11 protein-coding genes are annotated in these 23661 nt (G+C 69.4%); 2 read left to right on the forward strand and 9 right to left on the reverse strand.

The window, feature by feature from the left end; genetic code table 11:
- Window positions 1-29: 29 nt before the first annotated feature.
- From VHC63_07730 to VHC63_07745, 4 genes are all read right to left on the reverse strand, one after another.
- Window positions 30-2651 carry an AAA family ATPase gene (locus VHC63_07730; GenBank protein ID HVV36481.1) on the reverse strand — a complete coding sequence of 874 codons (2622 nt, stop codon included), beginning with the start codon at window positions 2649-2651 and terminating at the stop codon, window positions 30-32.
- A 29-nt stretch (window positions 2652-2680) separates the two neighbouring features.
- Window positions 2681-11845 carry a hypothetical protein gene (locus VHC63_07735; GenBank protein HVV36482.1) on the reverse strand — a complete coding sequence of 3055 codons (9165 nt, stop codon included), beginning with the start codon at window positions 11843-11845 and terminating at the stop codon, window positions 2681-2683.
- On the reverse strand, window positions 11842-12822 hold the full coding sequence (locus tag VHC63_07740; GenBank protein HVV36483.1) for a hypothetical protein: 981 nt from the start codon (window positions 12820-12822) through the stop codon (window positions 11842-11844). Before VHC63_07740 ends, VHC63_07735 begins: the two co-directional genes overlap by 4 nt.
- 95 nt (window positions 12823-12917) lie before the next feature.
- Window positions 12918-14441 (reverse strand): sulfatase, encoded by a 1524-nt coding sequence (locus VHC63_07745; protein ID HVV36484.1) that lies wholly within the window; start codon window positions 14439-14441, stop codon window positions 12918-12920.
- A 29-nt stretch (window positions 14442-14470) separates the two neighbouring features.
- Between VHC63_07745 and VHC63_07750 the strand changes: the two genes are divergently transcribed.
- Together VHC63_07750 and VHC63_07755 are read left to right on the forward strand one after the other, a co-directional pair.
- Entirely contained in the window at window positions 14471-15658 is a 1188-nt protein-coding gene (locus tag VHC63_07750) for an MFS transporter (GenBank protein ID HVV36485.1), read from the forward strand.
- 71 nt (window positions 15659-15729) lie between these two features.
- Window positions 15730-16260 carry a HEAT repeat domain-containing protein gene (locus tag VHC63_07755; GenBank protein ID HVV36486.1) on the forward strand — a complete coding sequence of 177 codons (531 nt, stop codon included), beginning with the start codon at window positions 15730-15732 and terminating at the stop codon, window positions 16258-16260.
- Here the strand turns inward: VHC63_07755 and VHC63_07760 are convergent.
- The 5 genes from VHC63_07760 to rhaD all read right to left on the reverse strand — a co-directional run bounded on the left by VHC63_07760 (window position 16250) and on the right by rhaD (window position 23647).
- Window positions 16250-17920, reverse strand: a complete 1671-nt coding sequence (locus tag VHC63_07760) for an AMP-binding protein (protein HVV36487.1) — start codon at window positions 17918-17920, stop codon at window positions 16250-16252. The two genes, VHC63_07755 and VHC63_07760, sit on opposite strands and share 11 nt — an antisense overlap.
- Window positions 17921-17939: 19 nt before the next feature.
- Complete coding sequence (locus VHC63_07765; GenBank protein ID HVV36488.1) at window positions 17940-19028, reverse strand: acyltransferase; 1089 nt, start codon at window positions 19026-19028, stop codon at window positions 17940-17942.
- Between the two features lie 96 nt (window positions 19029-19124).
- On the reverse strand, window positions 19125-20411 hold the full coding sequence (locus VHC63_07770) for an FGGY-family carbohydrate kinase (GenBank protein ID HVV36489.1): 1287 nt from the start codon (window positions 20409-20411) through the stop codon (window positions 19125-19127).
- 4 nt (window positions 20412-20415) lie between these two features.
- Window positions 20416-21699, reverse strand: coding sequence for a hypothetical protein (locus VHC63_07775; protein ID HVV36490.1), 1284 nt, complete (start codon window positions 21697-21699; stop codon window positions 20416-20418).
- Between the two features lie 13 nt (window positions 21700-21712).
- Window positions 21713-23647, reverse strand: a complete 1935-nt coding sequence (gene rhaD / locus VHC63_07780; GenBank protein HVV36491.1) for a bifunctional rhamnulose-1-phosphate aldolase/short-chain dehydrogenase — start codon at window positions 23645-23647, stop codon at window positions 21713-21715.
- Between the last annotated feature and the right edge of the window lie 14 nt (window positions 23648-23661).

Consider the following 23661-nt stretch of genomic DNA (forward strand, 5'->3'; position numbering starts at 1 on the left):
CACGGCTCAATAATGAATGAACGGTTCAGTTATTGCAAGGGTCGGCGGGCGTAGGCCGCCGCGAGCTCGACGCGCGACGACAGGCCCAGCTTGGCGAAGACGTGCGACAGGTGCGTTTCAACGGTCCGTGGCGACACGAACAGCTCCGTCGCCACCTGCGGATTGGTGCGGCCTAGGGCGACCAGGGCGACGACCCGCAACTCCGTCGGCGTGAGCGCCTCCCAACCTGTCGTCGGGCGCTTGGCCGGCCGCGGCGCGGCGCCGCGGGGCTCGGCCTGCTCGACGGCGGCGGCGAACTGCGCCCGCCGTGGGCTGTCGGCCAGCAGGGCGACGGCCTTTTCGGCGAGCGCTGGATTGGCCTCTACCAGCGCCTGGCAGCGCAGCGACGCCGCCACCGCGCTCGGCACGCCGCCCGAGCGTGCCGCACCGACCGCCGCGTCCTCGGCCACGGCCGTCGCCACCTTCGGATCGTCGGCCTCCGTCGCCCAACCCACCAGATCGGGCACGATCAGCGACCAGCCGAGGAAGTACTTGGCGTCGCCCAGCGCGTTCCACACCATCTGCATCAGCGACGCGGCGCCCGCGACGTCGCCCTCCTCCGCCCGCCGTGTGGCGTCCGCCCAGAAGAACACGTCGATGCCCGCCTCAGGCCCGTGCGACGCGAAGCGAGCGCGCCCCGCCTCCAGTTCGGCGCGCGCCGCCGCCGTGTCGCCGCGATGCAGGTGAATACGCGCCGCCAAGCCGCGGGGCAACAACAAGCCAACCGGTGCGCCGACGCCCTCGGCCACGAAGGCGTCGCCCGACTCGATCTCGGCGAGCGCGTCGTCCCAGTTGCCGGCCACGTACTCCAACCCGGCCAGCGCCCAGTGGTGCATCGTGGCCGCGGTGGGCTCCCCCTCCTCCAACTCGTACCGCCGACCGTCGGCGAGGGCGCGCCGGGCCTCGTCGACGCGGTCGGCGGCGAGCAGCGCCAAGCCGTAGGGGAACTCGGCCGGGATGCGCCGCGCCAGGCGCAGGTCGGCCGCCATGGCGTTCTCGCCATGGCGCAGCGCCGAAGGCACGTCGCCGGTACAGACCGCGGCGAGCGTGGCCACCATCAGGTTGCGCGCCCGCACCCGGTCGGCGCCGGTCAGCGTCTCGGCGACTGCGAGGTTGGCGGCCGCCATCTCCGCGGCGCGCCCGGCCGCCCCGTCGAGCACGAGGGCCAGCGCGAGGTCGGTCCGGCGGTCGAGGCGTTCGGCAGGTTCGAGGTCGGGGCGCTCGGCCAGCGCCGCCAGCTCGTTGACGTCGTCGTGGCTGCGGCCCGAGCGCAACAGCGCCTGCGACAGCGCACCGCGCAGGCGCGGCCCGAGCCCGGCGTCGTGCGTGCGGTTGAGCACTTCGCGGGCGATGCGCTCGGCGTCGCCCAACCGCCCGATGGCCGTGAGCGGCATGGCCATACCGGCGAGGAGCGCGTCGCGGCCCGCGGGATCGCGCGTGGCGCTGAGGGCGCGTTCGTAGAGCCGCACGGCCGGGCCCGGTGCGATGTCACGCACCTCTTCGGCGACCTCGCGCACGAGGTCGAGGGCGTGCGCCGCGCCCAACTCCGTGCTGAGCTCCAGGTGAGGCACGACCTCCCCCGCGGGCGCACCCGCGGCCCGCAGGGCGACAGCGGCGTCGAGGTGCATGGCGGCGCGGACCGACGGCGAGACGCCCGTATAGATCGCCTCACGGATCAGGTCGTGACGAAAACGCAGTCGGGTGCCGTCGTCGGCGAGGATGCCGGCGTCGACGGCGGCGGCAAAGTCCGGCAGTACCGACGCCACCGGCCGCTCGAGGAGGCGCGCCGCGTCACCCGGCGCAAACGCACGACCGAGGATCGACGCCACCCGCAACAAGTCCACCGTGGCGGGCGACAGCGTCGACACGTGCCGGCTGATCATGTGGGCGAGACCCGGTGGCATCGAAGCGCCGCCCTCGAGTTCGGCGAGTTCGCCGTCGGCGTGCACCAGTCCGTCGGCGTCGAGCGAGACCAGCAGTTCGTGCAAGAACAGCGGGTTGCCGCCGGCGCGGGCGAGGTCGGCCGCCAGCCGCGGTCCGCACGCAACACCGAGGACCGACGCCGCGATCTCGACGACCGACGCGTGATCGAGCGGGCCGACGCGCTCGTACGTGGCCGTGGGCAACAGTTCGTCGACCAGGCGCGCCAGTTCCGGAGCCCGCGGCACCGATCGGAATGCCAGGACGATTGCGACGGGCAGGTCGCGCAGCCGGCGACACGCCATGCGCAGCGCCCGCACGGTGTCGACGTCAGCCCAGTGCACGTCGTCGAGGGCGAGGACGACGGGCGAGTGCACCGCGATCTGCTCGACGACGCTCACGAGACGATCGGCACCGCGATAGCCCGGGACGTCGAAGGCGTCGGGCAGACCGAGAGCGTCGACCAGCGCCCGGAACGGCCGATGGCGTTCGAGGTCGTCGCCGCGGCCGGCGAGGACGGCGGCGCCGCGGGCGCCCGCGGTGGAGCACACCGACGCCAGCAGCGCTGACTTGCCGATGCCCGGCTCCCCTTCGACGAGCACGACGCGGCCGTCCCCGGCCAACGCGGCCGCCACCGCGTTGTTCATGCGTCCGACGAGCGCGTCGCGCCCGACGAGCGAGGGGTCGCCCATAGGCCACAGCCTCGCGCGCCGGGACGCGCTCAGAGCACGATCTGCAACGGCTGGCTCTCCCCCGTTTCGGTCCAGTTGCCCGCCTCGTCGCTGGCGATGACCCGGTAGTAGTAGGTGCCGACGCCGAGGAACCCGGTGAGGCTCTGATCGGTGCCGTCCCACTGCACGGAGCCGTTGTACGTCGTACCGGGCGCCACCACGATGGTGCCGGCGTCGATCCGGCGCACCGCGTCACCGAGGGCGTCGTGGACGATCACGATCACGTGGAGGTTCCGGTGTTCGTTTTCGACCTGAAGGCCTGGCAGTTTCGGATCCATCACCGAATAGTTCAGCTTCACGCTCTTGGGTCCGAGCCCGAGCAGCCCGAGGTGGCGCAGCCAGATTTGCGGTGAAGTCGTGAGCGCTTTCGCCACCGGCGACGTCACGTCCACCGCCACACCGAAGCTGTGGTCGGGCGTCACGTGCCCGACCCGATCGACGGCGCGGTAGGTCACCGTCGAGCGACCCTCGGGCAGCTCGAAGGGAGCGGTGTAGGTGACGAAGCTGCCGGCGTTACCGATGCGGTACTCGATGTGGTCGACGCCGGAGCTCTGGTCGCCGTCGTTGGCGACGAGCGCCACGCGGGGCAACCTTCGATACCAGCCCGCTTGCGCGGGATCAGGCGGCAGGATGCGGTGACTGACCGTGGGCGTCGACAGGTCGACCTGGAACGTCGAGAGCGCGACGGCCGAGTAACGCCCGGCGTTGTCGCGCACGCGGGCGCGCACGTCGTGGATGCCTTCGGGGATCGACTGCGAACCAGTCGGCGTGAACAACGGTCCGCCGTCGACCGACACGACGAGCGACGTGGGATCGACACCCGCCGTCGTGTCGGTCGACGACACGCTGAACGTCGGGCTCGCGGTGTACCACCCGTTCGTGTCGGGCGCGGCGGGCACCGCCGCGATGGCGACGGACGGGTCGTGCGTGTCGACGTTGAACGTCTGGCACTGCTGGCTCTCCGCGTTGCCGGCGACGTCGACCGCGCTCCAGCACACCGTGCTCGCACCCTCGCCGAGCTTGAACGGTGCGGTGTAGGCCGTCGGCGTGCTGCCGTTCACGCTGTAGAAGATGCCAGTGCCGGTGCCGCCCGACAGGCCGGATCCGTCGAGTTTGTCCGTGCCGAGGAACGTCACCCACGGAGCGGTGACGAACCAGCCGTGCTCGCCGTCGGGCGCTGCGGGCGACGACAGCAACGCCGTCGTCGGCGCCACGTGGTCTACCTTGATCGGCGCCGAGTTGAACATCGGCGAGGGCGTCGCCGGGTCCTTGTCGTCGTAGAGACGGTTCTGGACCCGGTCGATGGGCGTGAAGTGCACGACGTGGACGCCGCTGGCCGGGATCTCGCCGAACACGCTGCACACGTTGAGATCGGGGCACGGCTTCTCGTCGTTGCCGTCGACGCGGTACGCCCACGCCGGGATATTGCCTCCCGAGCCCTCACTACCGTCGCTGTTGAACCCGTCGAAAGAACCGATGAGCGAGAAGTTCGGCGGTGTCTTGTACCACCCGTTGGCACCGTCGGGATCGGGGAACACGTTGATGAACGACTGACTGCCCGGAGGCGTCTGGTCGAGGATCACCGTCGTGTCGAGCGTCGACACGTTGCCGGCGCGATCGACGGCGAACACCCGGATCGTCTTGGCGCCGTCGCCCGACGTTTGCAGGTGGAATTCATGAGGTTGCCCGTCGTTGACGCAACTCGACAGCACGAAGTCACCCAGGGAATTCCCGTTTGCGTCGGCGTGCGACTCGGCGCAACCCAAATACGACAGGTTCGCCTTGTCCGTCTGGTCGACAGCGCTCGTGGCGATGGTGATGTCACGCGTGCCGGTGAACGACACGTAGTGGTCGCCGCCGCTCGCCCAGCGGCCGCCGCCCACCACGATCGGATCGGTAACGACCGGCGCGGTGTTGTCCACGCCGATGAGGTCGTCGGCGAACGACGGCGCCGGCTCGTAGCGGCACTGACTCGGCGGCGACCCGCTGGTCGGCGGGCACGCCTGGCCGGCGACGCTGCTCGACCCGGCAGAGGTGAACAGGACCCACTCACCCTCGGTCATGTTGGTGAGTTGCACGAGGGCATGGGAGACGCTCGTCGCGTTGGTCACCTGGAGCGCGCCGAGCACCGGGATGTGGGCGCCGAAGCGTGTGCCACACGGATTGGCGTCGCTCGCCGGGCCGACGCCGTCCATGGCGTGCGGATCGTCGATCGGCTGCGGGTCGGTGCCGTCCGGCTGGTCCTTCTTGAAGCCGCACACGTTCACCGTGAAGGTGCTCGTCGGCGCCTGCGCCGTCACGTAGGCGTTGACGACCCCGCTGTGCCAGTACGAGGCGAAGGGATCGAGGTCGCTCTTGCCGGCGAACGTCGCCTCGACCAGACCAGGCTGACCGGGGAACCCGGGCTGGGCCAGGGACGGGTCGAGCACGATCGAACTGCAGTCGCTGCCGGCGCCGGGCTGCGGCGTCGGCGGCGTCGGCCCGCTGAGCAGTCCGGCGATCACTTTCACGATGCCACCGCCGCCACCGCCGCCACCGGTGTAGGTGGCGAAGTTGCCGGGGATGGTCTCGCCGCAGCCGCCGTTGCCTCCGTTGGCGTGCACACTGCCCGACCCGAGGTCGACCTGTTCGCCCATGAGCACGACGGCGCCGCCGCCGCCACCGCCGTAGGGATAGGTCGTCTGGCTATCGGGTCCGTTCGTGCCGTCGGCGGTCACGGCGCCACTCACCACGAGGTGCTTGCCGCTCAGCGTGACGGCACCGCCCCCTCCGCCCGGCAGGACGAACGCCTGCTGCGGTCCGTTGCCATTGGCGCCGGCTTCCGTCGTGGGGTCGTTCGCCGCGATGTTGCCGAACGACGACCCACCGGGGAAGTGATTGCCGTCTTCGCCGCCCTCGCCGATATGGCCGCCACCGCCGAAGCCGTTGGTGCTGCCTGCCGTCGTCGACGACCCGTTGGCGTTGACCGCGCCGGCGACCCGGAGATCGCCGAACGTGTCGACTTCGAGGTTGCCCTTGTTCATCACCACCTGACCGCCCGGGTCGACGGTGAAGCTGTCGGCGAACAAAGTGACGTTGTTGTTCCCTTCGATCTTGCCGCCGGGGTAGATGTGGACGTCGTCGGCGAAGAGGTGGGTGTCGCAGTTGACGGTCTTGAGCGTGCCGTGAATATCGAGGCTCGTGTATCGCTTCAGGCAGCCGTCGACGGTCACCGTCTGGCCGGCCTCGATCGAGCTCGGCACGACCGGGATCGGATCGCCGGCGCCCTCGTCGACGTTCTTCGACAGCGGCACGTCGGGAATCGCGTGGCCGGCGAAGGGCAGCGGATCACCGGGATGGAACTGGCCGATGAGGTCATTGGTCGGCACCTTCTTGCACAGCTGCCAATGCTCGACGATCGACATGAGCGGGCCCGCGGGCGAGATCGGGAAGAAGCCGAGCACGTCGATGACGAAGGGCGACGCCAGCCCGTCATCGGGCATCGTGAGCACGGTGGCACTTTCGCCCGGATGCACCGTTAGCGCGTCGGGCGCAGCGTCACTGATGAGATCGGAGATGAGCGCACCTTCCACGGCGAAGCCCGACGTGTCGTTGAAGTAGTCGCCGTGGTTGGTGACGGGCGCCGGGTTGTCGTCGCAGGTCGAGTACTTCATGTTGACGAGGTCTCCGGTACCGCCGATGTACTTCACGCCTATCAGCGGAATCGTGCCGATGTAGACGTCGAGCGACACGTTGGCGTTCAGCGAATCGAGGTGCAGCAGGGGAATCAAACGCACGCTGCTATCGGGCAGGCCCGCGACGCGCTGCACCCCGAGGTTGGCACCAACGCCGCGAATCTTCACGTCCGACACGCGGTCGAGCAGCATCACCGGAGTCAGCGTCGACTTGATCTCGGTGTGAATGTTGAGGACGTACTCCTCCTGGTTCTGGACGATGTTGAACGGGTCGAGCTTGGCCAGCACCTGTGCCGTCACGATGCCGTCGGGCGTCGCGTCGTCGGGCGGGTTCACGTCCTTGAATGCCTGGATGGCGACGCCCGTCGTCGATCCGTCCTGCTCGAACACCGCCTTCACGAAGCGGGCGCCGACGGTGTTCGGTGGCGCGAAGTTGAACACCGCCTGGAGGTCGTCGAGCGCGATGTTGTTCTGCACGCAGCCGTGGTCGGTGAAGAAGCCTCCGCACTCGTCGGGCTTGGGCGGCGGATCACCGGGTTGCGCGTCGCCGGCGCGCAACATCTCGGCGCGCAGTTTGAAGGTGGGCGACCCGTCGTCCGCGCTCCCGGGCGCGGGCCCGGGCAGGTTCACGATCGACGCGTCGACTCGCAGCGGATGCTCCGGGCGCTGGTTGAGCAGCGTCGGGAGCGACTCGAAGATGTTGGTCGGCTTCGGCTCCTCCTCGGGAGCGTTCTGCATCTGCAGGCGCAGGTTGGTGTTCTTGTTGACGCGCCCGACGACGTTCACGAACGTGCTGCCCCATACCTTCTGGCGCCGCAGGTTGACGGTGACGTCGAGCTCGCCCGGTATGGCCGACGGAGGCAGGTCCGTGTAATCGGTGCCGCCCGCCGGCTGCTTCAGCTGCGCGGCCGCGGTGTCGGTCAACAGCGTCTGGTTGCCGGCGTCGTCGATGTAGAGCACCGCCAGGCGGCCGAGGTCCTGCACGGCGCCGCCCGGCGTGCGGGCGACGTAGCCGACGCGCAGGTCGCGCCCGCTGCCGACGATCGCCGGCGTGTCGCCCTGGCGGGGCGTGTTGACCTCCTGCTGCCACGACTGCACCGGGTACACCGTGACCGAGCCGGGCAGCGGTAGGCGCAGGGCGGCGCGCACGGCGGGATCAGGCTCCGTGCCGACGGTGGCGATCTTGGCGCGCAGGCCTTCGAACGTGGTCCCATCCGACCAGCCGTTCTGATTCGGCGTTGCGTCGATCTGCTGGTCGTCGGGTACGAGCGTCGCCGCCACCCCGCCGAGTCCGGCGATCGATCCTTCAGTCCCCTTGTCGAGCACGCCCCAGAGCACGGCGTTCGGCGCGCCGGTGGCGTCGAAGCGCAGCTGCGGCGGCAAGCAGGCGTTGTCGTCGCGGGCGCGCGTGCCCACGGTGCCGCAACGTTCGCGCAGTGGTTCGTTCGGGTCGTTCGCCTTCGGCACGGTCGTCGACGTGTCGACCATCGTCACCTGCACGTGGTCGGGCACATTCGACAGGCCGGCGTCGTGAAGCGCGACGCGCGAGCCGTCGGCCTTGTCCTTGATCAGCCCGATGGCGATTGGATCGGCGCCGCCGATCGGCTGGACGTCGAGCTGGGCGCAGGTATACGTCGTGGCGTACGACGGGTTGTCGCGGTAGTCGGGGTAGTCGTCCTTGCCGGCGGGCTGCGGACAGTACGTGTTCGACAGCGACAGCTTCTTGAGCTGTGACCCGGGAGCGCCGCCCACTGATCCGAGACGAGCCCGGGCTTCGAAGCCGTCGCCGCTGGCACCGATCTGGACCTGCTGCCCGGCGACGTCGGCTACCGGGAACGGACCCTTCGGCGGGGCCATGCGGAAGAACGGTCGATCGGCGTCGCTCCAACCCTCGTCGTTGATGTCGAAGGTGGCGAAGTGGGCGTCGATCGTGCCGAGCGCGTCCGGCAGCGCCTGGACGACGGCGGTCGTGTCATCGTCGATCTGATCATTGCCGTCGTTGCCGTCGCCGATGACGCCGTCGAGCTCGTGCGGCAGCGCGTCGACGTCGAGGCGACCGGACATCACTTTCGCTTCGCTGTCGGTGCTGCTGCGGAAGAAGGCGTGAACCGACGGGCGGATTCCGCCATCGGGCGTATCGCTCGTCAACTGGAACGCACCCTTGTCGCCCGCCGCGCTGTCGCAGTACGACGCGGCGTCGGGGTGGGCCACGGGGTCGACCGGCACCTGGCCGCGGAAGCAGGCCGTGAGGTCGCCCGGCAGGTTCTGCGCGGTGAGGTCGACGATGGTGCGGTCGGCGCGCGCCGCGCCGTTCTCGGTGTTGGTCGTGGCGCTGCCGGTGTCGATGTAGGCGCGCACGCTGCGGCCGGCGCCGAGGCGCAGGTCCACGAAGTGCGACGGGTAGCGGAAGCCGTCGGTGTCGACGCCGGTGCGGTAGCCGATGCCGCTGAAGTCGGTGACGTGGACGTCGCTGCGCAGGGCGTCGCCCGCCTGCAACAACGTGACGGTGTCGAACGACGGATCGATCGCGGGCAGCCCGGCGCGCTGCGCCGGGGCGCCGTCGGTCTCGAAGGGATCCGGACCGAGGTAGGTGCGCACGTGGGCGTCGATCGCGTGGATCGGCGGCGTGGCGGTGAAGTCGACGGCCAGCGGCGCTTCGGCGGTCTTAGGCGCGTCGTCGGGCAGGGCCGGCGCGTGCAGCGTGCCGGTGAGCGACTTGCCGATCTGCTGCACGTCGGCGGTAAGGACGAGTACGTTGGCCGTCGCCGGCGCGTCCTTGTGATCCTGGCGCTCGACCGACGACATCTGCAGTCCGTTGACGTCGATGAGGCGATCGGTTGTGACGGAGAAGTTGTCGGTTGCCTGGTCGGGGTTGTAGTCGAGGCGCAGTTTGCCCGGCGCTTCGGGCACGGTGACCGTGGCGCACGTGGCGTGCTGCCCCTCGGCTGGAATGCGCGGGTCCTCGCACTGCAGGTCGCCCCACAGGTCTTCGAAGTGGGCGTGCAGGTTCCCCGGCGGGTCGAACCCACCGGTGTCGAACTGCGCCGCCAGCGGGTTCTTCTTGGTCCGCGGCGGCAGCACGAATACGTTCAGCGCGCGCGGCACCGCGTCGGCGCCGAAGGACCCGTTGGTCACGTGGTCCTGTGCGAGCGTGTCGCCGATCTCGCGCACGTGCACGTTGCCCTCGATGTGGTCGATGGGCGCGCTGGCGCGGTAGGCGATCGACAACGGCGACTTGTCGAGTTTCACTTCGGGGTCGAAGGGCTGCTTGTCGACGCACGGCGTAAGCGTCGGGTTGTCGACCGGGTAGTCGCCGGGGTCATTCGACAGCCCGTCGGGGCGGAAGCAGATGTCCAGCGTCGACGGCACCTGGTGCACGAGGGCGTGGCCAACGACGTCAACGCGCTGGTCGGCGCTCGAGGCCACGTTGCGGGCGTCCACGTCGACGTTGAGGTCGGCGTTGCCACCGACCTGGGTGTGGAGACCGAAGAGGTTCTTGTCGTAGTAACGGAACCCGCCGACGTCGACAAGGCGACCGATCGCCTCGAAGTCGACCACGCCGGAGTCACGCCCGCGCGCGGTCACGCGGGCGCCGTTGCCGTCGATCGGCAGCGACGGCGGGATGTCGGCGGGGCGGTGCGCCGCCAGGAAGTCGGCGACCGAGAACGCCAACACCTGGATCGGGTTGTCGGTGTCGAAGCTCGCCTGCTCGACGGTGCCGTCGGCGCCCTTGGTGAACACCGCGTGCATGGCGGAGGAGACGCCGAGGGCGTCGAGGTGCGCCACGATCGGCCGGGCGTCGGCGGCACCGTTGTCGGCACCGTGGGTCACGTCGGCCACGATGTCGGGCGCCTGGCCGCTGGGCTGGGGCAACTCGACGTCGACGTTCATCTGCGGGCCCGCCTGGGCGACGCGCGTTTCGATATGAGACGGCACCTGACGCACGCGCAGGTCGGCGCACGTGGTGAACGCGTCGCCGCACACGGCCGTCGTCGCCGCGTCGGTGTCGTGGAACTCGAGCGCCGCCTGCACGTCGACCGGCGTGCTGGCGTCGTAGGTCACGCTCATCGGATCAGCCGTCTCGTCGCTGCCGGCCTTGCGCACGTGGACGTCGATGGCGCTCGGGAGCTGCGAGATCAGGCTCGACGCTTCGACGAACTGGTCGCCGCGCTCGCTGGCGTGCAGCTGGAGGGGCCGCCCGCCGGTCACGGATCGGAAGCTGGCGTCGAAGCCGCGGTCGACTTCGTCGAAGGCGACGCGGCTGATGCTCTCGACGCGCCCCGTGATGAGCTTCTCGTCGCTCGTCTGCTGGAAGTTCACGTACTGCGACTCGGTGGGCACGAACGGCGTGAGCGTGGGGTGGTCGCTGTCGTTGACGGTCGCCTCGACCGCGCCGATGCCGTCGGGTGCTTCGAAGCGCAGGCGCGCCTTGCCCTGCGGGTCGGTGTCGGGCGGCAGCGCCCATTCGCCTTCGATATGGCTCGGCACGCCGTCGATCTCGGCGCGCGCATTGAGCAGCCGATCCGAGGTCTTGCTGTGCATGTTGACCTCGACGTCGGGGAGGCGGCCGTCGGGGTTGGTGGTGAGGGCGAACGCCCCGCTCGAGTCCGCACCCGACTTGAGGTCGAGCACGGCGTTGCGCGGCAATCGGTCGATGCGCCCGACGATGTGGGTGACGTCGTCGCCGTGGTTGCTGACCTGGTCGAGCGTGGTGGTCAGGTCGACGTCGGTGTGGAGGCCATGGCTGTAGGTGATCCGCCGCCCGCCGTCGGGCAGCGACTCGAGGCCGACGCTCACGTTGTTCGGGAACGGCGAGTAGGCCAGTTGCAGCGCGGTGGTCGACGGGTTCGCACCAGTTTCGTCGAAGCCGGTGAGCAGCGTGAGCGGGCCCTGGTAGTGCGTCGGGCCGGGGTCGGCGCCGCGGATGGTGCCCTTGGTGTCGATGTTGACCGTCATCGGGTCGAATCCCGACGTAAGGCCCTGCACGACGGCGGAGAACGTTCCGGGGATAGAACCGCTCTTCGCCGTGTCGTAGCCGAACTTGAACGTGCTCGCCGGGTTGCCGCCGGTGACGTCGACGAGTTGCAGGTTGGCGGTGATGCGCAGCGGCGGCGACGGCTTGTTCGTCAGCACGGCCGTGAGCAGACGGTCGATGCGGATCGTCGGCGCCAGAATCTGCGGGCTCGGCGGCACGTTGACACCGCCGATGTCGACCAGGTTGACCGACACGGCGACGTCGGGCAGCAGGTCGCCGTCCACGTCGACCGGCATCGGCGCGACCGGCGCGCCCGGCTGGCCCAGCGGAAGGTTGAGCAGGCTGGCGTGGTGCGAGCCCGACACGGCGTCGATCGAGTACAGCGGCAGCGGTACGTAGACGGCGCGCTTGAGTCGCGGCCCGTCGCCGAGCATGCCCAGCGCCAGCGCGATGCCGAGCGTGGTGAGAATGGCCGCGGTGATGGGGCGTTGCAGGCGCTGCGTCATGGCAGCAGCGGCGCCGTCGCCGCGGTGTCGATGGACGGGGCGGGTGCGGCGCTGACGTCGAGCGCGTCGGGCACCTGGAACGTGAGGCGGGCCTGCACCACGCAGCCCACGACGAGGAGAGCGCAGGGTGGATTGGCCGTCGTCGTGGTGTAGGTGACCGAGACCGACCGGCTGGCGCCTGCCGCGATGTCGCCGACGCGCCGGCTGCTGCCCGGCGCGAACTGCGCGGTGACGCCCGGGGTGAGCGATTCGACGCCGATGAGGTTGACGCCGAAGGCGTCGCCCGGCCCAGTGTTGGCGACGGCGTAGGTGACGGTGAGGACGCGCTTGAGGTAGTTGAGGTGCAGCGAACCGTCCCAGTGGGCGGTGGCGCCGGGCACGCTGATCGTCGGTTGCAGCACGGCGATCGACCCGAGCATGTTCAGGCTGAAGGCGTTGTCGGCGCCCGGGCCGACCGCCGCGCGCATGACGAAGGTCCCGTTCCCCGAGGCGTTGCGGTAGGCGCCGGTACCGGCCGCCACCACCCAAGCGCCCGCCCCCGACGCCGTGGTGCCGTCGAAGTCCAGGGGCGAGTCGGCGCACGTGCCGCTGCCGGCGGTCATGGCCAGGCGCAGCGCGCCGTGGGCGTTTGTGAGCCAGGTGTCGCTTTCGGAACGGAGCAGGAAGGCGTGCGAATACGTCCGCGCCGGCGTCAGCGTGTCGGGTTCGGCGTGCAGGTTGAGACCCAGGCGCACGTCGGCGGGCAGGGTCGCGGTGAACACTCCCGCAGGGACCTTGGCGGCGTACGAGTAGTGCCAGTTGTCACCCGACCCGCCATCGGCACACGCCACGCCGGGCACTTCGGCGGTGCCTGTCCCATTGGCGCCGCTTATGCCCAGCGATAACCCATTTGGCCCCGCGGCCTGCGTCGGCGCATGCGTCCCCAGCACGAACACGACGATGGACAGAACCCCGAGAGCCTTCGCGCGTCGTCCCACCCGAAAGCTCCTCTGTTATTTGTGCGTGCCCCGCAGGAGGAGAACGTAAGACAACGGGCTTTGTTACGCATCCGGGAGGTCCCGGATATTTCGGGTTAACCGACGCCGAGACGTTCGTACTGCTCGCGGGGCGCGTCGACGGCGTCGAGGGCCGCGACGAGCATGTCGACCATCTCCTTCTCGACGACGCTCCCCGCGCCCGCCAGTTCTTCGGTCTCGGCCGGATCGTTGTCGAGGTCGAACAGGTGGTGGCGGTCGACCGGTCCGGCGACCCAGAACGGCAGCATGTCTCCGGGCTGGAACGGTTGGCGGATGACGGGGACGTCGGAGTGCGGCATGAAGTCGAGCACGGCGCGGCGGTCGGGCTTGGGCAGGCCGACGTTGCGGAAGTGCGTCGGCATCGTCGACCAGCGGTTCGACCACATCGACAGCGGGAAGTTGGACTCGACCGCGCTGCGGGCGTACTTACGACGGCCGTCGGTTACCTGCACCCAGTTGCCGTACACGCCGCCGATGGCGCAGTCCCGTGTGGTGGCGCGGCCGCTCTCGCCCGCGCCGTCGAGCAGTGGCACGAGGGAGACGCCGTGGGTCGGGTGCGGCGCATCGGCGCCGAACACGGCGCGCAGCGTGGCGTGGATGTCGACCGTCGTCGTGAGCGCGTCGACCGTCTTGGCCTCCATGTCCGGCCACGCGATGAGCAGCGGGATGTGGCCGAGCGTCTCGTACTGCATCACGTTCGGCTTGCCGAACAGGTCACGCTCGCCGAGGTAGTGGCCGTGATCGGTGCACACGACGAGCATGGTGTCGTCCCACAACTGGTGCCGGTCGAAGGCGTCGAGCACCTTGCCGAACCAGTGGTCGATCATCGACAGCTTCGAGCCGTAGTTGGCGCGAATGTGGCGGGCTTCGCGCTCGGTGATGACGCCCCGCTCGACGGCCTTGGTGGCGTACGGCGGCCAGATGATCAACTCGTCGTCCCACTCGGGGTCGTACCGGTTGGCCCACGGCTCGGGCGTGTCGAAGGGTTCGTGCGGGTCGAACTCGTCGACGAAGAGAAAGAAGCGGTCGTGGCGCCCCACGTTGGTGTCGAGCCAGTCGACGGCGGCGCGCATCACCTTGGGACCGGGAAAGTCCTCCTCGGCGCGGAAGTACGTGCGCGACGCGTCGTAGAAGCGGTCGGATCGGCGTCGCGCTGGCAACGCCGGCGTGCCGATCCAGGACGGGTCGGGCGCCGTCTTCCACGGGTCACCCTCGTGGCCGCGCTCGTAGGACCACGCGTGGAAGTCGACGTGGTAGTTCTCGCCGCCGGTCTCGAACAGGTGCGGGTGATCCGACACGAGCATGGTGGTGACGCCGGCGTCGTCGAGGTCGACCGTGATCGGCCGTTCCCACAACTCGATCGAGCCCCACGGGCGCCACAGGAAGTCGTAGGCGCCCACCAACAAGTCGTGGCGCGCCGGCATGCAGGGCAGCGATCCGGTGACGTGGCGCGTGAAGCGCGCGCTGCGCGCCGCCAGCCGATCGAGGTTCGGCGTAGCGAATTCGTCGCCGCCATATGCGCCGAGCATGTGCCGGTTCAAGCTGTCGAGCAGCACGACCACCGCGTTTTTCGGATTCACCCCGTCATTCTCTCGTCCAGAATCGGCGGGTGCCGCGAACCGGAGCCCGCAGCCTGTGGTGGCAGGTCGCCATCTCGTCGACGGGCGACGGCATGTTCCTCACCGCCTTCCCGCTGCTCGCCGCGTCGCTGACGCGCAACGCGGTGGCGATCGCCGGCGTCACCGTCGCCAGCCGCGCCCCGTGGCTCGTGTTGTCGTTGCCGTTCGGCGCCGTCGCCGACCGCGTCGACCGGCGTCTCCTCATGGTCCTCGCCGACAGCGTGCGCGGCGTGGTGGTCGCGATGCTCGCCGCCCTCGTGCTGGCGCACGACGCGCGGGTGTGGGCGCTCTACGCCTGCGCGTTTGTGCTCGGGTCGGGCGAGGTACTGCATGCCAACGCGTCCCAGGCGCTGATTCCTGTGGTCGTCGGCCCCGAAGGGATCGTTCCGTTCAACTCGAGCACGCAGGCGTTGCAAGCAGCCACCGAGACCTTCATCGGTCCCCCGATCGGCTCGACGCTGTTCGCGGTCGCGCCGTCGATGCCGTTTCTCGCCGACGCCGTGTCGTTTGGCGGATCGGTCATCCTCGCCGCACGGCTGCCCTACGACCATGCGCCGCCGCCGACGCGCGCCCGCTTGCGCGACGACATCCGTGACGGCGTGCGCTACCTCTGGCACGACGCCGTGCTCAAGCGACTCGCCCTCCTCATCGCCGGCCTCAACATCTGTTGGTTCGCCGCCGAAGCCGTGCTCGTGCTCTACGCCTTCGAACGCCTGCACGGCGGCAAGGCGACGTTCACCGCGCTGTTTCTCGCCGGCGCCGTCGGCACCGTGGCGGTGCAGCGCTTCATCGGTCCGCTCCAGCGTCGCTTCGGTGTGCGCGGCAGCTTCGCGGTGATGTTGTGGATGTGGGCGCTCGCCACCCTCGGCCTGGCCCTCGCACCCAACGGCGGCGCCGCCATCGCCTCGTTTGTGGTCATCGGGCTGGGCGACGGGTTGTGGCGCGTGCTGGCCACGTCGCTGCGGCAAACGGTGACGCCGAATCACCTCCTCGGCCGCGTCAATTCGGTCCATCGCATGTTCGGCATGGGCTCGATCCCGATCGGCGCCGCCCTCGGCGGCTTCGAGGCCCACGCCTTCGGGGTGCGGGCCCCCTTCGTCATCGCGGCGATCGGGTTCGGGCTTGCCGCAGTGTTCCAGCGCGTCGTGCTGGCGCCACTACGAGACGAGGTCGTATAGCCAGCTTGAGCGTCCTCGCGGTGCGTCGGAATTGGCTGGCCGGCCACGCCGTGGTTTGCAACGGTTGTGCGGTGACGCCCTACGACAATTGGGTCGCCGATCTGGCGGTCAAGCACCGCGCCAAGGACGCGTTCTGGCGCCTCGTCCTCAGCGGGCCGGCCGCCCTCCCGGCGGTGCGGCGCGGTCTCGTCTCGGACAACGACGACATCCGGGTGGGCTGCACCAAAGTGCTCGACCATCTCGTCGACGAGGAGAGCTGGCCCGAGCTGATCGCCATGATCGACGACGCCAACCCGGACGTGCGGATGTGGACGCTGCACTCGCTGGCGTGTGACCGCTGCAAGGAAAGCGGCTGCGCACTGCCCGAGCGCAGCGAGGTACTCCCGCCGGCGATCCGCGCCCTGGAGTCAGACCCCGATCAGCACGTGCGCCAGATGGCCGTTGGTGTCATCGCGCAGTGGATGTACGACGACGCAGACGCGGCAGCGGCGCTGCGGCGCGCCCACGAAGCCGACCCGCACCCGGCGGTGCGCAAGAAGGCGGGCTGGTTCATTCCGGGCGGCGCCCGCTACGAGCGGCTGAAACCGCGCGCTATGCGGTGACGATGTTGGTGGCGTCCTGGAGGTTCCAGTCCTCAACTGCGGCTTCGCGCATCTTGAACTTCTGTACCTTGCCCGTCACCGTCATCGGGAAGTCGGCGACGAACTTCCAGTAGCGCGGCACCTTGAAATGGGCGAGGCGCTCGCGGCAGAAGGTGCGTAGCTCGTCCTCGGACGGCTCCGCCGCGCCCTCGCGCAGCGAGATCCACGCCGCCACTTCTTCGCCCATCTTGGCGTCCGGAACGCCGAACACCTGCACGCCCGCCACTGCCGGGTGCTGGAACAGCACCTCTTCGATCTCGCGGGGATAGATGTTCTCGCCGCCACGAATGAGCATGTCCTTGGCGCGCCCGACGATGTTGCAGTACCCGTTGTCGTCCATCACCGCGAGGTCACCGGTGTGCATCCAGCCGTCGGCGTCGATCGCCGCCCGGGTGGCGGCGTCGTCCTCCCAGTAACCCGGCATGACGATGTAGCCCTTCGAGCACAGCTCGCCCTTCTCACCGACGGCGACGGTCTCTCCGGTGTCGGGCGACACGACCTTGAGCTCGACGTTGGGCAGCGCGGTGCCAACCGTCGTGCAGCGAACGTCGAGGCCGTCGCTGCGTCGCGTCGCCGTCGAAACGGGCGACGTCTCGGTCATGCCGTAGGCGATCGTCATCTCCGACGCGTGCATCTCGTCGACGACGCGCTTCATCAGCTCGACCGGACACGGCGCGCCCGCCATGATCCCGGTGCGCAGCGTCTTGGTGTCGAGCAACGCAAACTCCGGCGCCTCGAGCATCGAGATGAACATCGTCGGCACGCCGTAGATCGAGGTGATTCCCTCGTCGACGATGGTGTTGAGCGTTGCCACCGGTTCGAACGACTCACCGGGATAGACCATCGTCGCGCCGGTGGTGACACAGCCCAGGTTGCCGATGCCCATCCCGAAGCAGTGGTACAGCGGTACCGGGATGCACACGCGGTCCGCCGTGGTGTAGCCGAGCACGCCGGCGATGGCCGCGCCGTTGTTGACCACGTTGTGATGCGTCAGGGTGGCGCCCTTGGGGTTACCCGTCGTGCCCGAGGTGAATTGGATGTTGATCGGGTCGTAGGTGTCGAGCTGCGCCTCGCGCTGCGCCAGGGCGTCGGCGGGCACCGTTGCCCCGAGGGCGAGCAGATCCGACCACAGCAGGTCGTCGGGACCGTCGGTCTTCTCGACGCCCAAAGCCACGACGCGCTCGAGGCTGGGCACGTCGCCGCGGACCTCCTTCACCATGGCGTGGTAGTCGGACGTCTTGAACTGCCGGGCGGTGACGACCATGCGCACGCCGACTTTGTTGAGGGCGTAGAGCAACTCGCTCGGGCGGTACGCCGGGTTGACGTTGACCAGGATCGACCCGACGCGCGCCGATGCGAACTGCAGGATCGTCCACTCGGCACACGTGGGCGACCAGATGCCGATGCGATCGCCGCGGCCGACACCGAGCGCCAGCAAGCCCCGCGCCGCTTCGTCGGCCGCCGCGTCGAGGTCGTTCCACGAGAGCCGGATGTTCTGGTGCCGACTGACCAGCGCCTCGGCGTCGCCCCACTTGGCCGCCGCTTGGCGCAGCGCCGCCCCGACGGTCACGTTCATGATCGAGTCGTCGACGGGACCGGCGGTGTACGCGAGCGTCGTCACAGCCCGCGAGTGTAGGAACTCAGGCGACGGCGGTGACCGGAACCTGAGCCGGACGCAGCCGCTCCTTCATCCGCAGGAACGGCGCTTCGATGTAGTGGTAGCTCACGAGCGAGACGCCGAGGGCGATGACGGTCATGAGCGGCACGGCGATCCAGTTGGTCGTGTGCGGGAAGGCGTTGCGGAACATCACGAACAGCGGCAGGTGCCACAGATACAACCCGTAGGAGATCTTGCCCAGCTCGGTCAGCGGCGACCACGCCAGCACCCGAGGCATCACGCCCGTCGGCATGACGACGACGGCCGCGACGATCGCCGCCGTGCACAGCGCGATGAACGAGAGCCCGAGGCCGTGGTAGTCGCGCACCCCGGGGCGACCCCACCACAAGCAGGCGGCGACGACGACGACGGCGCCGGCGAAGCTGGCGGTGCGCAGGGCGGCCAGCGTCGCCCGCCGCCGCGGCATCCACCCGGCGTAACACGCAATCGCCACCGCGCAGCCCATGAGCAGCGCGTCGACGCGGGTGTCGGTTCCGAGGTAGATGCGGTCGAGCCTGGCGCCGTGGGCGATCAACACCCAGCGCACGGCGGTCGACGCGGCCACGCCAACGAGCGCGACCTGCGCCAACCGGCGGTAGCGCCCGCCGCGCAGCGCCAACGCCACGACGATCGGCGGCCACAGCAAATAGAACTGCTCCTCGATCGACAGCGACCAGGTGTGCACCAGCAGGTACGGCTTGCTGCCGACGTGGATGTAAACCCAGTTGACGACGTAGAACATCGCCCCCGCTTCGGCGCGCGCCACCTGGTGACGCGGCGCGTGCCCCGGAAAGAGCAGCGAGTAGGCGGCGACAAAGGCCAGTACGGCGACGAGCGCCGGGAGCAGGCGCAGGACGCGCCGCAGGTAGAACTGCCGCAGGCTGATACCGCCGGTCTCCCGCGCCTCTTCGAGCAGCACGGCGGTAATGACGAACCCGCTCAACACGAAGAACATCTGCACCCCGAGGTAGCCGCCCTTGACGCCGATGCCGGCGTGCAGCGCGACGACGGCGGCGACAGCGAGCCCACGGATTCCGTCGAGCGGCGCCCGCCTCCCCAGGGTGAATGGCATCGGGCGTCCAACGAGAACCGCGCGCCGAAACTCGCGCGACTTTCGCGCATCGTTGAGATTTGACGGTCCGTTTAGAGCGGTTTCGGAGAGCGAGGATCAGTTCGGGCGCTGTTGCGCCAGCGCCCGCAGCTGCACCCGGGCGTTGCCGAGCGCGGCGGCCTCGACCGGACCGACGGTGCACGGCAGCTGCGTGGCGCGTTCGATCAGGGCCACCAGCAACGGGATCTGCGTACCGCCGCCGAGGAGGTCGAGGGCCCGCACCGGCGTGCCCGTGACGTGGCCGATCTGCTCGATCACGCCGGCGGCGGCAGCGGCGATGGATTCGAAGATGCAACGCACCACGGCGCCGCGATCGTCGGCGTCGAGCTCAGTCAAATCCGCGATCGCCTTGGGCACGTTCGCCACGCCGGCGAGGCGCGGGTCGTCGGTGTTGACGACGACGCCGCCGCGCGCCGCTTCGGCGGCCGCAACGAGCTGGTCGAGCGAGGCGTCGGGCCATTGGTCGCGGCAGCGTTCGAACAGCCATAAACCCGTGATGTTCTTGAGGAAGCGGTACCCGCCGTCGACGCCGCGCTCGTTGGAGAAATTCGCCAAGCGGGCCATACGCGTCGTACAGGGCTCGTCGCGCTCGACGCCCACGAGTACCCACGAGCCCGTCGACACGAACGCCCGGTCCTCGGCGCGGCCGCCGGGACGGGCGAAGACGGCAGACGCCGTGTCGTGACCGCCGACGAGGTGCACCGGGACGTCGCGCCACGCACCGACACGCGTACCCGGCGCGGCGATCGCCGGCATGAGTCCGATCGGGACGTCGATCAACTCGAACAACTCCTCGTCCCATGTGCCGGTGTGCAGCGACACCAAACCGGTCGTCGCCGCGCTCGTGATCTCCGCGGTGATCGCCCCCGTCAGGTGATGCACGAGCAATTCGGGCAGCAGCAAGACGTGGGCGGCGCGCGCCAGCTCGGCGCGATCGTGCACCGCCAGTTGGAAGATCGTGTTGATCGCCAGCAACTGCACGCCGGTGTCGGTGTAGAGCAGCTTGTCGCCGAGGCGCTCGACGACGCTGTGCCAGCTGTCGGTGCGCGGGTCGCGATAACAGAAGGGCGCGGCGACGAGCGCGCCGGCGTCGTCGATCAGGCCGTAGTCGACGCCCCAGGTGTCGACGCCGATCGAGTCGAGTGGCCCCGCCTCGAGCGCCAGCGTAAGACCGCGCTCCACTTCGGCCACGAGTGCGTTCCAGTCCCAGCGCAACGTGCCGTCGTCGTGGGTGACGGGCTGGTGCGCGTAACGGTGGACGACGTCGACGCGGTCCGGGTCGCCGCTGTCGACGATGGCGATGCGTGCGCTCGTGGCGCCGAGATCGACGGCGGCAACGCGCACGGCCTTACAGTCCCGTCGCTACTGACTCCGCCCCACGCTCTTGCACCTTCTGGGCGCGATACCCCGATGCGCGGTACGCGAGGAACGGCTCGACGGCGGCGCCGTTGTGTCGTCGTGCCTGTGCCACCAGCGGCCGCACGTCGGTACGGAACGCGCGGTGCAGTACCTCGGCGGCCCGCGCCGGATCGTTGTCGCCCTGCGCGTCGGCCAACTGCTGACGGTTGACGCACAGCGCCAGCGCCAGGGCGTGCTGGATCGCATCGGTCGCCTGGATCAAGTCCTCGATCGGATCCTTGAGGTTGTGGCTCTCGTCGATCATGTACGCCAAGTCGGGCATCGTGCCGCCGCCGACGTCGAGCAGTTCGAGAAAGATGAGGAACAGCTGGAACGGCTTGATAGAGCCGACGGTGAGGTCGTCGTCGCCGTACTTCGAATCGTTGAAGTGGAAGCCGCCGAGGCGATTCGTCATGGCGAGGCGCGACACGACCTGCTCGATATTCGTGTTGGGCAGGTGGTGACCGAGGTCGACGAGGCACTTGCACCGCTCCCCCGTCGCCAGCGCCAGCAGCAGCGACGACCCCCAGTCGTTGTTGACCGACGAGTAGAACGCCGGCTCGAAGGGTTTGTGCTCGGTGAACATCAGCCAGTCCTCGGGGAGCTCCCGGTGGATGGCAGCGAGCCCGTCGGCGACGCGCTCGAATTGCCCGCGGAAACTCGCCTGCCCCGGGTGGTTCATGCCGTCGGCCAGCCACACCGTGAGTGCCTTCGATCCGAGTTTCACGCCGAGCTCGATGACTTCGAGGTTGTGTTCGATGGCCGCCTTGCGGGCCCCCTCGTCGACGTTGGCCAGGCTGCCGAACTTGTAGGAGATGGTGCCGCCCTGCGTTGTCGCGGCGTTGTCCTGGAACGTGTTCGAGTTCATGGCGTCGAAGGCGATACCCCGGCCCTGCGCGAACCAACGGAGGTCCTCAGGGTCCTCCGGGTTGTCCCATGGCACGTGAAGGCTGATGGTGCGGTTTGCCCCGGTGAGGGCGTTGAGCGCCGCGACGTCCTCGACTTTCTCGTAGGTGTTGCGGGGCTCGCCGCCGATCGGGAAGCGACCGAAACGCGTGCCGCCCGTGCCGACGGCCCACGACGGCGCGGCCACGGAGAAGCGGGCGACCTCGGCCACCACTGCGCCGGCGTCGATCCCGCCCGCCTCGAGCACGTCGTGCGCGTGAGCGACGTCGCGGCGCAATGCGTCCTCGTATTGCTCGTTGTGCTCGGCGACGAACTCCGGGGTGATCATCGGATGGTTCCTCCTAACGAAGGAAGGCCTGCGGGACTCCCCCGTCGACTGGTACCAGTGTGCCCGTGGTGAGGGGCAGGTCGCCACCGACGAGCGCGAAGACCGCGGCGGCGACGTGCGCTGGGAGCACCTCCTGCTTCAGCAGCGTGCGCGACGCGTAGAACTGACCGAGATCCTCCTCGGCGACGCCGTACACCTTGGCCCGTTCTGCTCCCCAACCTCCGGCGAAGATGCCCGAGCCCTGCACCACACCGTCGGGGTTGACGCCGTTCACCCGAATGCGGTGCTCGCCCAACTCGGCGGCGAGCAGGCGCACCTGGTGCGCCTGACTCGCCTTGGCGGACGAGTACGCGACATTGTTCGGGCCGGCGAACACGGCGTTCTTCGACACGACGTAGACGATGTCGCCGCCGACGCCTTGGGCTTCCATCACGCGAGCCGCCGCCTGGCTGACGAGGAACGAGCCGCGCGCCATCACGTCGTGCTGCACGTCCCAGTCGCGCTCTGTGGTGTCGGCCAGCGGCTTCGACACCGACAGACCTGCGTTGTTGACGACGATGTCGACGCCGCCGTGCTGCAACACCGCGGCGTCGAAACCCGCGGCGATCGACGCTGCGTCGCTCACGTCCATGCGCACGTCGGCGCCATCCGCGATGTCACTCACGATCACCGCGGCGCCCTCGTCGGCCAAACGTTCGGCGATGGCTTTGCCGATGCCCGACGCCGCGCCGGTAACGAGCGCGACGCGACCCGTCAGCGCCTTGGGCTTGGGCCGGCGCTGGATCTTGGCCTCTTCGAGCGCCCAGTACTCGACGCGGAACTTCTCGTCTTCGGGCACCGGCGCGTAGCTCGACAACGCTTCAGCACCGCGCATGACGTTGATGGCGTTGACATAGAACTCGCCGGTGATGCGCGCCTCGGCGGGCGTTGCGCCGAAGGAGAACATGCCGACGCCGGGCACGAGCACGACGGTGGGGTCGGCGCCGCGCATCGGCGGCGTGGTCGCCGTGGCGTGACGGGCGTAATAGGCGGCGTACTCGGATCGATAGCTTTCGAATGCCTCCGCGATGCGCGCTGTGTCCTCGATGAGGAGCGGTCGCACCTTCGTACGGATGAAGTGATCGGGACACGACGTGCCGAGCGCCACCAATCGCGGCGCGGCTTCACGCGACAAGAAGTCGAGCACGACGTCGCTGTTGTCGAAGTGCCCGACCATCCAACGGTCACGCGACGCCAGACCGCGAATGACCGGCGCGAGGTCCGTCGCTGCCGGCGCTGCGGGACGCTCGACGATCGGTCCGAACGGTTCGGGCTTGCCGCGCGCCGCGATGAACGCCTCGGCTTGCGCGATGACCTCGAACGATGTGCGCTCGCACTCCTCCGACGTCGCCGCCCAGGTCGTGAGGCCGTGGCCGCCGAGCACGACGCCGCGCAGGTTCGGCTGGGCGCGTTGCAACGCGTCGATCTCGAGCGCCAGTTCGAATCCGGGCCGTCGCCACGGCACCCAAGCGACCGTGTCGCCGAAGCACTCCTTCGTCAGCGCTTCGCCGTCGGCAGCGGCGGCGAACGCGATGACAGCATCGGGGTGGAGATGGTCGACGTGCGCCGCGTCGAGCAAGCCGTGCATGGCCGTGTCGATCGACGGCGCGGCTCCGGCGCTCACGCAGCACAACTCGACGAGTCCGACCATCTCGTCCTCGTGCTCGACGCCGCGGTAGCGCGCCTTCAGGCCGCGCAGCTCGCGCAACCGCAGGGTGGCCAGCCCGTCGGCGTGCAGCGTGCCGAGGTCGCCGCCCGATCCCTTGACGTGCATGACGTCGATGGCGTCACCGGTGAGCGGGTCGTCGAGCGTGGTCTTGCACGACGTGTTGCCGCCGCCGTAATTGGTGACGCGCTTGTCGGCGCCCAAGGCGTGCGACCGCGCCAGCAGGTCGTCAATGGCAGCCATCACCGACAAGTATG

This window comes from Acidimicrobiales bacterium, assembly GCA_035546775.1.
In the GTDB taxonomy this organism is placed as follows: Bacteria; Actinomycetota; Acidimicrobiia; order Acidimicrobiales; family JACCXE01; genus JACCXE01.